General features: G+C 52.0%; 17 protein-coding genes and 1 other RNA gene. 9 read left to right on the plus strand and 9 right to left on the minus strand.

The genetic code is table 11. From position 1 onward, the window contains the following. Positions 1–137 precede the first annotated feature (137 nt). The gene (locus tag GEI7105_RS0116560; RefSeq protein WP_017661548.1) at positions 138–419 is read right to left on the minus strand and encodes a DUF3288 family protein; all 282 of its coding nucleotides are present in this window, start codon (positions 417–419) and stop codon (positions 138–140) included. A 188-nt stretch (positions 420–607) separates the two neighbouring features. Then, entirely contained in the window at positions 608–1,438 is an 831-nt protein-coding gene (locus GEI7105_RS0116570) for an alpha/beta hydrolase (RefSeq protein WP_245555425.1), read from the minus strand. Between the two features lie 418 nt (positions 1,439–1,856). Here GEI7105_RS0116570 and GEI7105_RS0116580 point away from each other — a divergent pair, with 418 nt between their 5' ends. Beyond that, positions 1,857–2,756 (plus strand): XDD3 family exosortase-dependent surface protein, encoded by a 900-nt coding sequence (locus GEI7105_RS0116580; protein WP_017661552.1) that lies wholly within the window; start codon positions 1,857–1,859, stop codon positions 2,754–2,756. Positions 2,757–2,837: 81 nt separating this feature from the next. On the opposite strand, the gene GEI7105_RS0116585 is transcribed toward GEI7105_RS0116580, so the two are convergent. Then, the gene (locus GEI7105_RS0116585; protein WP_017661553.1) at positions 2,838–3,422 is read right to left on the minus strand and encodes a 2'-5' RNA ligase family protein; all 585 of its coding nucleotides are present in this window, start codon (positions 3,420–3,422) and stop codon (positions 2,838–2,840) included. Between GEI7105_RS0116585 and GEI7105_RS0116590 the strand changes: the two genes are divergently transcribed. The 4 genes from GEI7105_RS0116590 (at position 3,421) to GEI7105_RS0116600 (ending at position 5,290) form a co-directional block, all read left to right on the plus strand. Continuing rightward, on the plus strand, positions 3,421–3,708 hold the full coding sequence (locus tag GEI7105_RS0116590) for a YciI family protein (RefSeq protein ID WP_017661554.1): 288 nt from the start codon (positions 3,421–3,423) through the stop codon (positions 3,706–3,708). The two genes, GEI7105_RS0116585 and GEI7105_RS0116590, sit on opposite strands and share 2 nt — an antisense overlap. Positions 3,709–4,158: 450 nt before the next feature. After that, positions 4,159–4,255, plus strand: an RNA gene (gene ffs, locus GEI7105_RS35100) — signal recognition particle sRNA small type. Between the two features lie 190 nt (positions 4,256–4,445). After that, positions 4,446–4,817 (plus strand): phasin family protein, encoded by a 372-nt coding sequence (locus GEI7105_RS0116595; RefSeq protein ID WP_017661555.1) that lies wholly within the window; start codon positions 4,446–4,448, stop codon positions 4,815–4,817. 20 nt (positions 4,818–4,837) lie between these two features. Next, on the plus strand, positions 4,838–5,290 hold the full coding sequence (locus GEI7105_RS0116600; protein ID WP_017661556.1) for a hypothetical protein: 453 nt from the start codon (positions 4,838–4,840) through the stop codon (positions 5,288–5,290). Positions 5,291–5,315: 25 nt separating this feature from the next. Here GEI7105_RS0116600 and GEI7105_RS0116605 read toward each other — a convergent pair whose 3' ends face one another. After that, entirely contained in the window at positions 5,316–5,561 is a 246-nt protein-coding gene (locus tag GEI7105_RS0116605; protein WP_017661557.1) for a hypothetical protein, read from the minus strand. 461 nt (positions 5,562–6,022) lie between these two features. On the opposite strand from GEI7105_RS0116605, the gene GEI7105_RS0116610 reads away from it, so the two are divergent. From GEI7105_RS0116610 to GEI7105_RS30960, 3 genes are all read left to right on the plus strand, one after another. Further along, on the plus strand, positions 6,023–7,192 hold the full coding sequence (locus GEI7105_RS0116610; protein ID WP_017661558.1) for an RNA-guided endonuclease InsQ/TnpB family protein: 1,170 nt from the start codon (positions 6,023–6,025) through the stop codon (positions 7,190–7,192). A 252-nt stretch (positions 7,193–7,444) separates the two neighbouring features. Next, positions 7,445–8,626, plus strand: a complete 1,182-nt coding sequence (locus GEI7105_RS0116615) for a GNAT family N-acetyltransferase (protein WP_017661559.1) — start codon at positions 7,445–7,447, stop codon at positions 8,624–8,626. 12 nt (positions 8,627–8,638) lie between these two features. Continuing rightward, positions 8,639–9,340 carry an SGNH/GDSL hydrolase family protein gene (locus GEI7105_RS30960; RefSeq protein ID WP_083862408.1) on the plus strand — a complete coding sequence of 234 codons (702 nt, stop codon included), beginning with the start codon at positions 8,639–8,641 and terminating at the stop codon, positions 9,338–9,340. Between the two features lie 63 nt (positions 9,341–9,403). Here the strand turns inward: GEI7105_RS30960 and GEI7105_RS0116625 are convergent, their stop codons facing one another. From GEI7105_RS0116625 to GEI7105_RS0116635, 3 genes are all read right to left on the minus strand, one after another. Further along, the gene (locus tag GEI7105_RS0116625; RefSeq protein ID WP_017661561.1) at positions 9,404–9,943 is read right to left on the minus strand and encodes a hypothetical protein; all 540 of its coding nucleotides are present in this window, start codon (positions 9,941–9,943) and stop codon (positions 9,404–9,406) included. Between the two features lie 109 nt (positions 9,944–10,052). After that, a complete protein-coding gene (locus tag GEI7105_RS0116630; RefSeq protein WP_017661562.1) occupies positions 10,053–10,583 on the minus strand; it encodes a hypothetical protein in 531 nt (176 codons plus the stop codon). Between the two features lie 288 nt (positions 10,584–10,871). Beyond that, complete coding sequence (locus GEI7105_RS0116635; RefSeq protein ID WP_026097722.1) at positions 10,872–11,120, minus strand: Ycf34 family protein; 249 nt, start codon at positions 11,118–11,120, stop codon at positions 10,872–10,874. A gap of 92 nt (positions 11,121–11,212) precedes the next feature. Between GEI7105_RS0116635 and GEI7105_RS0116640 the strand changes: the two genes are divergently transcribed. Then, a complete protein-coding gene (locus GEI7105_RS0116640; RefSeq protein ID WP_017661564.1) occupies positions 11,213–12,550 on the plus strand; it encodes a tRNA nucleotidyltransferase/poly(A) polymerase-related protein in 1,338 nt (445 codons plus the stop codon). 69 nt (positions 12,551–12,619) lie between these two features. On the opposite strand, the gene GEI7105_RS35105 is transcribed toward GEI7105_RS0116640, so the two are convergent. Then, complete coding sequence (locus tag GEI7105_RS35105) at positions 12,620–12,853, minus strand: hypothetical protein (RefSeq protein ID WP_071592027.1); 234 nt, start codon at positions 12,851–12,853, stop codon at positions 12,620–12,622. A gap of 16 nt (positions 12,854–12,869) precedes the next feature. Next, positions 12,870–13,192 (minus strand): zinc ribbon domain-containing protein (locus GEI7105_RS35110; RefSeq protein ID WP_144053936.1); only part of this gene is annotated, 323 nt, incomplete at its 5' end.

The following is a 13,192-nucleotide window of genomic DNA, read 5'->3' on the forward strand; positions in this document are numbered from 1 at the left end:
CTTCGCCCCCCTTTGAAGGGGGGGTTGGGGGGATGGTTGGGGGGATGGTTGGGGGGATAGAGAGGGGCTTTTCGGGTCGAGGAAAACCAGTATTTGAGTCCTCGACTTCGCTCAGCGTTGAGATTCGGATTCCGGTATCAACTCCAATCTTCTTCGTCCTTTTTGTGAGAGCCGACTTTAAACACGCGACTGCTGGCGTGGAGTAGTCGTGTCTGCTCGAATAATGCCTCTTCGTCGAGGTTCCATTGTTTCAAAATCCGATCTAAATCTGCTTGGATATCTCTAGCACCGGGAAATCCGTTATAGCGAACGCGTAACCGGGCGAGTTCGGCGAAGTTGTAATTGTTGGGTTCGCTGGTTAACAGAGCGTTGACAGTGGCACGATCGGTTTTGGCTTGGGGATGTTGTTGGTCGGACATTTTTAGAACGGTTGTTGAGATGTTTTGTGTGTGGCTTCAGAGCGATCGCTCGGATGGTTTTCTTTACATTATAGTTGTGCCGAACGGTGCGATCGACCTACTCTTTGAACGCGAGATAAGCGAGGCTACTCATTTGTTGACGATCGCCTGACGTTTGACGATCGGACAGGTGCGATCGCCGCTCGAAATTACTCCTGCGCTTTTTTAACTAATTTCAGAAACGACTGTAACGCCACTTCATATTCGTCCCCAGCAACCTCTTGTAAGTTATTGTGTCCGGAATTTTCGACCCAATAGTTCTGTTTCGGTTCGTTGGCCGCTTCAAACAATCGTTCGCTATGCCAGAGGGGAACCACTTCGTCGTCGGTTCCATGAATCACCAAGACCGGACAGTAGACGTTGGGAATTTTAGACAGGTTGTCGAACTTATCGAAGGGGACGATACGAAGCCGCGTGACGACGCGAAACGTGGTGATAAAGGTGCCTTCGACGATCAGTCCGGCGATCGCTTCTCGCGAGGCGAGGTCGATCGACGGTCCGCCACCGAGCGATCGCCCGTAAAGGATAATCTGACTCGGGGGAACCTCCAGTGTTTGGGTGAGGTAGCGATAGGCCGCGTTGATACTTAAGTAAGTATTCCGTTCTGAGGGTTTACCGTCGCTGGTTCCGTAGCCGAGATAGTCGTAAGCGAAGACGGCAAATCCGAACCCTTGCAGTTCGATGAGAACTGGCAAAATCTGTCCGAGATCTTCAGCGTTCCCGTGACTGTAGAGAATCGTGTAGCGAGCCTCAGCATTGGGAAGGTAAATTGCTGAGATGTCTCGGCCGTCGCCGATGGGGACTTTGACGATCGCTTCGCTGTCGCGATAGCTGGCTTCGGGGGGAAGGAAGATGGAGCGATCGCTACCGAAGTAGGCGTACAGACAGAGGCAAACGTAAACAAACAGCAGAGAGCGGAGCATTCGCAGTCCCAAACGCATTATCGATACAGCAGCAGTCGGCTGTAGGGGAATCGCCATGTTAATGCTACAGCACGGGGGGAGTCTCCGAGGGGCGATCGTCGATCCAGACGAGACTGTCGCCGATCTCGGTAGCCGTCTCCGCAGTTCGATCTCGATTCTGTTCTCGCATCTCCAAGATCTCAGTGTTTTAAACTAGATAGTTTCCTTACAAATACGGAAATTTTATTTTTCTTAGATTACGTATATTTACTTAAAAATCGCATATTTTTTGCAATCTTGTCATCACAAAATGTTAAGTTACTGTATTTGTTCGGATAAAATAACTTTTTTTGATTTGAAAATCGCTCGATATCTTTAAAATTCTCATGTCATTTTTTGCTAAAACTTTATTTAATAAAAAGCTAAAGTCTTTATACTAAATCTAAAGGGTGTTATCCATTTTTTTTTAAAGACAGAAAGAGTAGAGGAACTTACCATGTCGTTTGGAAAAATCATGCGCGTTTCAGCGATCGCTGTGGGAACCGTCGCCACGCTCTCTGCCCTCTCCCCAGCCGCTAGAGCCGGTAGCCTGTGGACGTATCAGGCAGACAGCTTCACCGACAAATCCGGTGACAACTCCATGGAAGTCTTCGGCATGGCTTACCGCGACGACGGCGATACAGTGACGTTTGCCCTCAACGGAAATATGCCCTTGGGCGGATCCTATCAAAATAACAGCAAGGTTAAAGATCGACACATTAACTGGGGCGATCTGTTTATTAACCTCAATCCCACTCAAACTATTAATCAGTCGTTCCAAACCGGAGAAGTCCTGGGAATTCGCTTTGATGGTACGAACGATTCTGGAATCGACGGCGATGTCTATTCCTATTCTTCTACCCCTGGAGAAACGGGCGTGTATATGGGAGTCACGGGTAAATCAGTTGCCGGTGCGAACCACGGGTATTCGAGTTTGACGGACTGGGAAAAAGCTGTTCGCAACCCGAACTATGGTGATGCCAGCCTCGATAAAAACTATTTCGGAGACAGCAACGCGAAGAACGTCATCAACAGCTACGATCGACGCTTGGGCGACATCAACTTGATTTCCGACACCAGCGGTTTGGAACTCGACTGGGCTGGAAATATTGGAGGTCAAGGATCGAACACGATCGCCTTCAGCTTCGATCGCTCTCTCCTCGGACAAGAAGCCACCGAATGGATCGCCCATGCGTTCCTCGAATGCTTCAACGATGGCGTGGGAATGACGGGAACCTTTGCTGCAATTCCCGACGAACCCGGCGACGTAGCCGACGTTCCCGAACCGTCGATGTTAATGGCTCTCGGGTTGATGGGATTGGTGGCTGTAAAATCTCGCCGCCAGCAAGAGGCTTAAGTTCTGGAGTTTCTTGGGTTTTTGGGGTTTCCATCAAGAGGTTGACCCTCGATCGCCTGGACGTTGCGTCCGGGTGATTTTTTATGGTGTTGTTGGCGAGGCGAAGGGAAATTCTATTTCGACGTTCCAACGTCGTCCGTCGTGTTTCAACAGCGTCAGGTGGGGAACGAGAAACTCGTATTCGATCGCTCTTTCTTTCACCTCCTCCCACAGCCGCTTGAACTGACTGCGTTTGAGATCCCGAAAGGCGATAGTGACGTGGGGACGAAAAGGACGGCTTCGTGTGCGATCGTCGTTTAACTCGAACGGTTCCAAATGCAAGGCGAGAGCGGGTTGCAACGCCATCAATTCCGGCGTATGGACGACATCGACAAACACCACTCGCGGTGGAAACGCAGCAAATCCCGACAGCCTCATCGGAATTGGCGGATAACTCGCCGCAAACTCCGCCAACTGGCGTTTCACCTCGGACATTTCCGACTCTGTGCGTTTGAACGGCGGTTGTAACGTCACGTGCGGGGGCGATTTCAAGGCTGCTTGACTGTTGTAGGTGTCGCGGACATATTCCTTGAGTTGGGTAATCTCCCGTCGGACGGTTAACGGTGGAAGTAACGCGATAAAGTAGAGACTGAGTTTTTCAGAATCTGGATTTAACTGTCGTTCCATGCCTTGGTTTGCCAAAATCGAAACCGGTATCGTTGAAAAGTCTACGTTCGATCGCTACGTTCGGCCGCATATCGAATACGTCAAAGATTTAATCGCAAAGGGTCACAACGCCAAAAGTGGCTACTGGGGATGTCGCGGCGGCGGAATGTTACTGTTCGAGGCCGAATCGATGGAGGAAGCCAAGGCGATCGTGGAACGCGACCCCCTCGTCGTCAACAACTGCGTCACTTACGATCTCTATGAATGGTGTGTGGTTGTCGAACCGTCAGAGGAGATGATGGGATGATGGGATGATAGGAAATTTCACATCACCCGATCGCCTCTCCTCATCGAAAATTTTGGGTTTGAAACCCCGCCCCTTCGACTTAGCTCAGGGCAAGCCTTCTAGGGCGGCTTTACAGTACAATGGATGTGAATGGTTAAACTGGCTAACGAAACCCAAGTTAGTAAGTTTGCCTAAAACTCCAATTGAATTGGAATTTTGGCGGTGGGACACACCGTTACAGCCTGTGAAGCGAGTGTAAGACGCAGTCTTCGCAGCTCTCGGAGCTTGCATCCGAGAGGACGAAGACTTGAAGGATCTCGATCCGGAGAGCAACTGCGAAAAACTCGAGAGAGAAGGAAGCAGGAACCCAAATCGCGAGGTTTGGGAATCACCGTCCTTCCAGGGCGGTGAGGATGTCAACTTTCTTCCCACATTGATAAAACTGGACGCCATCGTGTTATATTAACTATAGACCCGGACTCATGCGATTACGACGCTCAAACCTTGTCAGGACCGGAAGGTAGCAGCAATACGGGATGCTCGTAATAGGCGTGAACTCCGGGTCGCCCTTTTTCAAGGAAGAGTGAAGAGTCAAGAGTTGTCGCGTGACCTAAAGACACTCGAAATATGCGGCGAAACTGGCCCACTCGTCACGCAGCGAAGCCACAGTTAACGGCTTCACCTCATCATCTCCCCACCTCCCCGGAAGCGAGTCCTGTAAGTTACGCTGGAGGGAGAGATATATCGCAGAGGTGAGTATGGCTGGATTTGGAGACTTGGTTCAAAAGGCGTTTTATCTCGGTGTGGGCTTGGCCTCCTATGCAGGCGAACAAGCCAACGAACTTCGGGTAAAAGCCCAGAAGTTAGCGGACGAACTGGTCGAACGGGGCGAGATGAATTCGGAAGAGGCTCGTCGGTTCGTCGAAGATATTATGCAGCAGGGACAGCGAACACATCAGTCTCAGGACATCTCGGACAGTCCCAAGGAACCCCGTCGCATTGAAATTTTAGATGAGGAAGAAGAGGTCGAACCGACGCGACCCGAACTTTCCGATCGCTCTGAAATGGACGAATTACACCAACAAGTCCGAGACCTCGAGGAAGAACTGAAACACCTGAAGCAAGACTGATAAGTTGAGTTCGATACGTTATGGAAGACTGGACGACAGAATTTTGGAAAGCGATCGATCGGGCCTGTGACGAGTTTGAAGCGTGGGTAGACGAAGCGAACCAGGAGCTCGAGAAACAAGTCGATAGCTGGTTCGCGACCTCTGAGGCGATTTCTGAGGACTTATACGAGGCGATCGCGCAAGTCTTTCCCCTCGATGATATGAGCCGGGAGATCGATCGCGCGTTAGACGATTGGTTGCGCGTTTGGTTCGAGATCGATGGCGATTTCGAGCTGCATTGGGACTTCGATAATTTTGACGAGGACAGCGATCCGTTCGTCTCCGTTACCTATTTTCGACCGACTTCAACGTTTCATCCGGCCTGTCGCGGCTGTCAACACTATCACGGCCAGATGTACGGTGAAAGCTTGTTGGTGTGTGGGATGCACCCTTACGGCTGGGACGGCGAAACTTGTCCCGATTGGGAAGGATAGACACATCCTTCCCCCACCGAGCGTATCACTGACATCCTGTCAGTTCCCCTTGCAGGCATTTCGTCGTACAGGTCGAAGAAATATCTTCAAGTTTTTGGGGATTTTTTTGTAGATCGGGGTTAGCTTGCAGTTGCATCGACAAACAGTCGGCGACGGCTTGCTGGCGTTGGCGTTCGACGTGGGAAACCCACAGCCACAATCCAAACCCCATCAATGTAAACAGTAACAAAAACAGCCAGTAGGGGAACGGGGGATTTTTTTGGATCTTCATCGTGTAAACGACAAATTTGCGAAAACAACAACAAAATTGGGAAAAAAGAGACGACGGAAACTAGATCGACTCGGATGCTTCACACTGAGATCTTTCCGAATTCACCTCTTTCTTTTGAAAAACATCCGTATAAATACGGTCAGCAATTCGGGAGATTTACGGAGGTGAAATCGTGAATTTTGCGTGATTTTACGTAAAACTCAATCAGGGTTATCGAAAACTTGCGAAAAACTAAGGTTTGAGCTTTCCCATTATAGGCAACATAAAAATGAGTGGCTGCGGTCGATCGCCGAGGAGACGAAAAAAGATACGACTGAGGGTCGGCCAAAACAGAGTTTCTAGTTCACGAGGAGAGTCGGGAGATTGGAAGCCCCGTCTCTTCAGAGCGGGGAGGAAAATCGACCCGAGCGGTATAAGAGCGCCGAGTCCTAATCAATCTCACCTAGGTGTATAATAAGGGCATGGAACAGCAAGTCTTAACCATTGTCTGCAAACTCAACCCGACTCCAGAACAGAGCTACAAACTCGATGCGACTCTGGAGGCATTCGCTAAGGCTTGCAATTTTGCCAACCAGACGGTCAACCCTAAAATTACGAACAAGAATCGCATTCAAGGAGAAGTCTACAAAGCGATTCGAGAACAGTTTGGATTAACAGCCAATCTGGCGGTGAGAGCCTGCGCCCGCGTCGCTGCCAATCGCAAAACGGCAAAACTCAAAAAACGACCGGTCAAACAGTTCAAACCCACTTCAGCAGACTACGACGCACGGGTATTTTCCTATCAGGAAAAAGACCAAACCGTTAGCCTGTCTACGGTTGAAGGTCGAGTACGGATTCCGTTGGTCTTAGGAAACTATCAAATTGGTAAACTCAAGGGGAAAACCCCCACCTCAGCGACCCTCTCCAAACATCGAGACGGAAAGCTGTATATCCACATCCAAGTTAAAGACGACGTACCGCCACCCCAAAAACCCAAGGATGTTATCGGTGTCGATCTCGGTCGCCGAGATATCGCCGTCACCTCCGAGGGGCAAAGTTGGAGTGGGGAGTCCGTCAACAAAATTCGAGAGCGGTTTGCTCGAGTTCGAGCCTCTGTCCAAGCGAAAGGCACAAAGGGAGCTAAGCGGCTTCTGAAACGGCTATCGGGAAGAGAGAGGCGCTATCAGAGTTGGGTGAACCACAACATTTCCAAACAAATCGTCCGCCGTGCTAAAGCAACTCAGTCGATTATCGCCCTCGAAGACTTAACGGGGATTCGAGAACGAACGAACTGCCAACCCCGCAGTAAGACTGAGCGCCGTCGTTCAAATTCTTGGGCGTTTTATCAACTGCGGCTGTTTATCGACTACAAAGCCATCAAAGAAGCTGTCGACGTAATCACTGTTCCACCGGCGTATACCTCGCAAACCTGCCATAACTGCCTGCATATTCATCCCCAGAAAGGAAAGTCCTACCGTTCGGGCATCCCCCCGTTGCCCCCCTTTCTAAGGGGGGTTGGGGGGATTTGCGGTTGGAAAGGAGATGCTGATTTGAACGGTGCGACGATGATTAAACGCTTGGGGGAGTCTGTAAGCCTTCTCGAAACGCGCAACCCTCTATCTTGCTCTCTGCTAGATAGTGTAACGGGTTAGTGCGAAAGCTCCGCGTCTTCAGACCGGGGTGAGCTTACTAATTGAAGAAGACTTAAAGGCTCTTCCGACCTTGGTGTGTAGGGTAAATGCTTGTAGTCTATATCTGGAAATGAATTTCGCGATTTGAGCGTCATTTTTATACAGTTTAGCAAAAACTCCTGCCCTGCAAGGGTTTCAGCGATTTCTTGCATAACAAAATCGGAAGAGCCGACTTAAAGAACCCCCGTCAGAGCCAACGAACGATCGAAGACGATGAAACAGATCGCCGCCAACTATTCCGTCGCTTGGATTCATCAAATTGCCGAAATTCCGAAAGCCGCGTGGGAACCTCTCGCCCAACCCCTAACGACGCCGTTTTTCGAGTGGGACTGGTTGCACGATCTCGAGTCTTCGGGAAGTGCGACGAGTAAGGCGGGGTGGACGCCCTGTCACCTCACGGTTTGGCGCGATCGCTCCTTAGTGGCCGCGGCCCCGCTGTACCTGAAAAGTCACAGTTACGGCGAGTTCGTCTTCGACCATCAGTTTGCCGATCTCGCCTATCGTTTGGGAATCGAATACTATCCGAAGCTGTTGGGGATGAGTCCGTTTACCCCGGCTGAGGGCTATCGCTTTCTCATGGCACCTAACGAAGACGAAGAGGCTCTGATCGAGTTGATGTTAGCGGAAATCGATCGCTTCTGCGATCGCAACAACATCAGTGGCTGTCACTTTCTCTATGTCGATCCGACGTGGATTCACCGCCTGCAACGTCACGGTTGTACCCCCTGGCTCCATCACAGCTACATTTGGAGCAACCACAATTTTCGCAGTTTCGATGACTATCTCAAATTTTTCAACGCCAACCAACGCCGCAATATCAAACGGGAACGCAAGGCGATGTCGAAGGCGGGGTTGCAACTGAAAGCCCTCGCTGGGGACGAGATTCCTCACGCTCTATTTCCGCTGATGTATCGTTTTTACGAGAACACCTGCGATAAGTTTGGCTGGTGGGGCAGTAAGTATCTGACGAAACGCTTTTTCGAGCAGCTTTACCACAACTATCGCCATCGCGTGTTGTTTATCGCCGCTTACGGTGAGGATGACGACGATCGCCACCCGGTAGGAATGTCGTTTTGTTTGACGAAAGGCGATCGCCTCTACGGTCGTTATTGGGGAAGTCGCGGCGACATCGACTGTTTGCACTTCAACGTCTGTTATTACAGTCCCATCGAATGGGCCATCGATCGCGGCATCAGTCAGTTCGACCCTGGAGCGGGGGGACGCCACAAAAAACGTCGGGGGTTTCCCGCCACGCCTAACACCAGTTTGCATCGGTTTTACAACCAACGGCTCTCGAAAATTCTCGTTCCCTACCTTCAGGAAGTCAACGAGATAGAACAGCAGGAAATCGAGGCCGTTAACGCGGATTTACCCTTCGCACAACAGTCTGGTTGAGGAGTAGCAGCCATGAGAAGGCGGTGGGTTTGGCTCGGAATTTCCATGCTCTTGGCGATATCCTGGGGAGGATGTAGGAACTATCCGACGACCGAACCGATGACGAACGAACCGCTGAAAATCATGCCCTTGGGGGACTCCATCACGGAAGGGTACAACGTTCCGGGGGGATATCGCATCGATTTGTGGCAGCATTTACGCGATCGCGGCTACGCGATCGATTTTGTGGGAACGCAAGCTAACGGCCCCGACATACTCCCCGATAAAGACCATCAGGGACATTCGGGATGGCGTATCGACGAACTCCAGCGAGGTGTGTCTCGTTGGGTGAGTCAAACTCAACCGGATTTGGTGTTGCTCCTCATCGGTACCAACGATATGGTGCAGGGATACGCGGTGGATCTGGCACCGACGCGACTCGAGGCGTTAATTGACGAAGTGTTGAAGGCTTCACCCCAGGCGCGAATTCTCGTCAGTTCGATTCCCCCCATCGATCAACCGATGTTAAACGCTCGCGTCGAAGCTTACAATCGGGCGATCGCCGAACTCGTCGATCGACGGCGCGATCGTGGCGATCGCGTTGCCTTCGTGGATGTCTACAGCCAACTGACCGTCGAGGATTTGGCTGACGGGATTCATCCCAATCGTGAGGGACATCGCAAAATCGCTCGGACGTGGGATCGGGCGTTGGAGGAGGTGTTGGGCGATCGGTAAACCTTCAGGTCATTACCACAAAACGACATAAAAGTCAAAAAAAAATCGACCGATCTCGAGGGATTATTGGGGAGTGCGAACGCAGGCTTCCATAATCGTGGTAATTTCGGCTGGCGGTTGGCCGCCTTCTCCCACGGCGCGATCGAGTCGAATAAACTCTTCAAAGGAAAATTCTTCTTGAATGCGATCGATGGCGCACTGACAGACGGGTTGGCGGGACGCGTCACCAGCGGTACAGCTTTCGAGAAAATTGTCGATCGCCTGCTGGGGGTACGCCGAACCCGTTTTTTCTTGAGAAATTTGAGAGTAACAGGACGCCGTGATATCGAGCATTTCCTCGGGAAGCGCTTCTCCGGCGTTGACGCGATCGCTAATTTCCCGATATTCCTCGAACGGATACTCTTCCTGAATCCGAGCGATCGCGCATTCACACAATTCTTGGGCGTATTCTAACTCGCCCGCATCGCCCATACAACTCTCGATAAAGCCGTCGATAGTCGATTGAGGATACCCCGAGTCAGTCGTCGTATCTTCGCAGGCGGCGAGGACGGTCGTAACGAACCCCAGTCCGATCGCGATCGCCCGACGTTGAAAGTGTTGCATTGGCTTTTCGTTTTAGTGAGGTCGTGCAAAGCAGACGCTATTACTGTACACGATCGTTTCCACCCCTTCCGCCTCAACCGCGAGAAAACCGGCCGAGATGCGAAACGGGTTACAGTTGTCCCAAACAGGCTTCAATAATCCCCATCATGGCCGGAGGCGGTTCGTTTCCGGCGGCCACGGAGCGATCGAAGGCGACGAATTCAGCAAAGGTATACTGCTGTTGAATTTCGTCGATGGTACATTGACACGCCGATCGCATCTCGGCCGTTCCGTCAGCCGCACAACTGGCGAGAAAGTTCTCAACGACGTGTGGGGGGTAGGCCGAACCCGTATAGCGTTGAGACACACTGGCGTAGCAGTTGAGAAACAGATCGGACATGGCCACGGGAACGCCGTTTCCCTGTTCGGCGTTGCTGCTGATGCGCTCGAATTCAGCAAAGCTGTATTGTTGCTGGATGTCCCCGATGGTACACTGACAGACTTCGGCGGCGTAATCGATATCTTGACTGACACAGGCGGCGACGAACTCGTCGATAACCTCGGGAGGATACGGAATTTGCGCGCGAACTGAGGCGATGGGAACGGCGAGAATTCCGGCGATCGCCGAGACGGTGCTAGCGAGACGGTATAGGTCGTTCATTGTCAAGAGTTTGCGGTTTAGACGTTAGAAACGGTTGGGGTCGATTAACGCACGATCGCCTTACAGCCCCCGTAAGAGGATATCCCAAAATCGACGACCGAACTCGACCGACAACAGCCCAAAGAGAAGCGCCACACCGATGGCGATCGCGACTAGACCTGGCACACTAGAAGTAGCACCGAACCCGCCAACGCCGAGGGCGATTCCAACATCGACGATCGCACCGTAGGCGCAGGAGACGCGAACGCGACGCGATCGAGGCGGTTATGGGGAGAGTTTACCCTGAGTTTAAGTCGGAACGAGTTCCCCAGGACGTAATTTCGCCCATTTTCCCATCTCTTCTCGGTAACTTTCACAGCCGACCACGTCCCATTCCATTTGAATTTCGGTCTCGTCAGAGCGAATGTTGACGTTAATCGTCGGTTCGACTGGCTCGAACGTGGGAGCGTCCGTCAGATGGGGTTGTTGGTGTTGGTGTTCGACGGCGTGATACGTCACGCAGCGATCGACATAATGACAGTTAACACAAATACACATGGTATAAAGGTCTTTGCGCTTTTTTGTTAGTCTAGCGAATGCTTTTCAATTTGCCCCGTTCGGGGGAATTGCGTTTTGTTGCAAATACTCGAATGAATTCCGTTGAGCGACGCGATCGCATTCCTGCGGTTCTGTTACCGGAAAACTGGCCGTTTAGTTTGGATTGGTTGCCCCCCGAAGCCTGTTTGGTGGGGGGTGCGGTTCGCGACGCGCTTCTCGGCCGCCAATCGGATTATTTAGATCTCGATTTCGTGGTTCCCGCCAACGCCGTCGAAATTGCGCGATCGCTGGCCCGACACTACCACGCTGGATTTGTGGTGTTAGACGCCGAACGTCAAATTGCCAGAGTCGTCTTCGATCGCGCCGAGGAGCGATCGGCAGAGTCTCCAGAGGTTCCCCGAGATCGCGAGTCGCCGTTCGATCGCGCGACGGTCGATTTTGCCTTACAAGAAGGCGACACGCTCGAAATCGATTTACATCGCCGCGACTTTACCGTAAACGCCATCGCCTACAATCCCCATACCGGACAGCTTGTCGATCCGCTTGGCGGGTACGAGGACTTGCAAAACCAGCAACTTCGCATGGTGTCGCGACGCAATTTAGAAGACGATCCGCTGCGATTGTTGCGAGGATACCGACAGGCGGCGCAATTAGAATTCGAGTTAGAGTCCCAAACTCGCCAAACGATTCGGGAACTAGCACCGCTGTTGTCTCGCGTCGCCGCCGAACGGGTGTGTTCGGAATTGAGTTATTTATTCAGTTTCGATCGCGGGACGCCGTGGTTGGAAGCCGCATGGGAAGATAAGTTACTGTCGGTCTGGTTTCCCCACGCCACCGACGCTGGAGTTCGACGGTTGCGATCGCTCGATCGTGCGATGCAAGAATTCGCCGAACGCTGGACTCCCTTGTCTGAAGAATTGTCGCAACCGATTCGTCCGACGTTAAAAACCACTCGGTTGTCGGTGGCGAAGTTAGCCAGTTTGGTGCCGCTGGAAGAGAAAGCTGCCGAGCGAGAGCTGTTAAATTTGAAGTATTCGCGAGCGGAAGTCCGAGCGACCGTGACGGTACTGCAAGCTTGGAACGCTGCGAACTGCGATCGCACCTTGCGGGAGATGCCCGTGCGAGAACAGTATTTTTGGTTTAAAGCCCTCGGTGACGAATTTCCAGCGTATGCGGCGTTGGCGGTGGCGTCGGGTATCGATTTCAGTACGATCGCCCCGTATATCGAGCGCTATCTGAGGCCGAACGATGCGATCGCCCATCCCCAACCTTTGCTCAGTGGGAAAGACTTAATCGACAAAACGGCTTTGGAGAAAGGTCCACAAATCGGGTATTGGCTCACTGAAATTGCGATCGCCCACGCTGAGGGTAAAGTCTTGACGGCGGAGGATGCCTTAAACTGGATCTCGCAGGAAGTCGATCGTCGATAAGCGATCGCTGGAACGTTTCCTTCTTCTCCGTTCACAGACGTGCGATTGCCCCGAACGTTGCTGTACGTTTTAACACTGAGTCTCGTTGCTTGTCGTCAAGAGGCGAGCGTGACGGCGCGATGGCACGAAGAACCCGTCAAATATTTGCGATTGGCGGTGTTGTTTGAGAGTGCCAACTACACGACGACGGGAGACTTTGTCGAGAACTTCGATCGTGTGGGCGTAACCGTTCCCGACGAAACGCAAGACTATCGTTACGCGATCGAGCGCCTCGATTCCCGTCGCGTTCGGATCGTGGCACACCGTGAACTACCACTCATCATCGCGAGGCGATTGATGAGTGGCTTCCAGCTTCACTGGGAATTGCCTCGGAAAGCGTCGAACGAATTCGACCTCCCTTTGGACTTACATTCCTTCCACTGGCAGAAGCCCCGGTTCCCGAGGCCCATATCCGCAAGCCTTCATTTTTAAGATTGATTGCCGCATTGATGTCGCGGTCGTGAATCTGCCCACATTGCGGACATTCAAACGATCGCACGTCGAGTCCCATCTTGGGGAGCGGCAACAGCGTTTCAGAGCAAAGGTGAGTGCTGGGGAAGAGTCGATCGACTTCTAGATAGACCTTCCCTTCTCCCTCTGCCT

It is taken from the genome of Baaleninema simplex PCC 7105 (genome assembly GCF_000332355.1).
GTDB classification, from domain to species: Bacteria; Cyanobacteriota; Cyanobacteriia; order Cyanobacteriales; family Geitlerinemataceae; genus Baaleninema; species Baaleninema simplex.

Bases quoted from the DNA above. Each gene is read 5' to 3' on its own strand.
- GEI7105_RS0116560 (WP_017661548.1), bottom strand. From the start codon at position 419: ATGTCCGACCAACAACATCCCCAAGCCAAAACCGATCGTGCCACTGTC.
- GEI7105_RS0116570 (WP_245555425.1), bottom strand. From the start codon at position 1,438: ATGGCGATTCCCCTACAGCCGACTGCTGCTGTATCGATAATGCGTTTG.
- GEI7105_RS0116580 (WP_017661552.1), top strand. From the start codon at position 1,857: ATGTCGTTTGGAAAAATCATGCGCGTTTCAGCGATCGCTGTGGGAACC.
- GEI7105_RS0116590 (WP_017661554.1), top strand. From the start codon at position 3,421: ATGCCTTGGTTTGCCAAAATCGAAACCGGTATCGTTGAAAAGTCTACG.
- GEI7105_RS0116585 (WP_017661553.1), bottom strand. From the start codon at position 3,422: ATGGAACGACAGTTAAATCCAGATTCTGAAAAACTCAGTCTCTACTTT.
- GEI7105_RS0116595 (WP_017661555.1), top strand. From the start codon at position 4,446: ATGGCTGGATTTGGAGACTTGGTTCAAAAGGCGTTTTATCTCGGTGTG.
- GEI7105_RS0116600 (WP_017661556.1), top strand. From the start codon at position 4,838: ATGGAAGACTGGACGACAGAATTTTGGAAAGCGATCGATCGGGCCTGT.
- GEI7105_RS0116605 (WP_017661557.1), bottom strand. From the start codon at position 5,561: ATGAAGATCCAAAAAAATCCCCCGTTCCCCTACTGGCTGTTTTTGTTA.
- GEI7105_RS0116610 (WP_017661558.1), top strand. From the start codon at position 6,023: ATGGAACAGCAAGTCTTAACCATTGTCTGCAAACTCAACCCGACTCCA.
- GEI7105_RS0116615 (WP_017661559.1), top strand. From the start codon at position 7,445: ATGAAACAGATCGCCGCCAACTATTCCGTCGCTTGGATTCATCAAATT.
- GEI7105_RS30960 (WP_083862408.1), top strand. From the start codon at position 8,639: ATGAGAAGGCGGTGGGTTTGGCTCGGAATTTCCATGCTCTTGGCGATA.
- GEI7105_RS0116625 (WP_017661561.1), bottom strand. From the start codon at position 9,943: ATGCAACACTTTCAACGTCGGGCGATCGCGATCGGACTGGGGTTCGTT.
- GEI7105_RS0116630 (WP_017661562.1), bottom strand. From the start codon at position 10,583: ATGAACGACCTATACCGTCTCGCTAGCACCGTCTCGGCGATCGCCGGA.
- GEI7105_RS0116635 (WP_026097722.1), bottom strand. From the start codon at position 11,120: ATGTGTATTTGTGTTAACTGTCATTATGTCGATCGCTGCGTGACGTAT.
- GEI7105_RS0116640 (WP_017661564.1), top strand. From the start codon at position 11,213: ATGAATTCCGTTGAGCGACGCGATCGCATTCCTGCGGTTCTGTTACCG.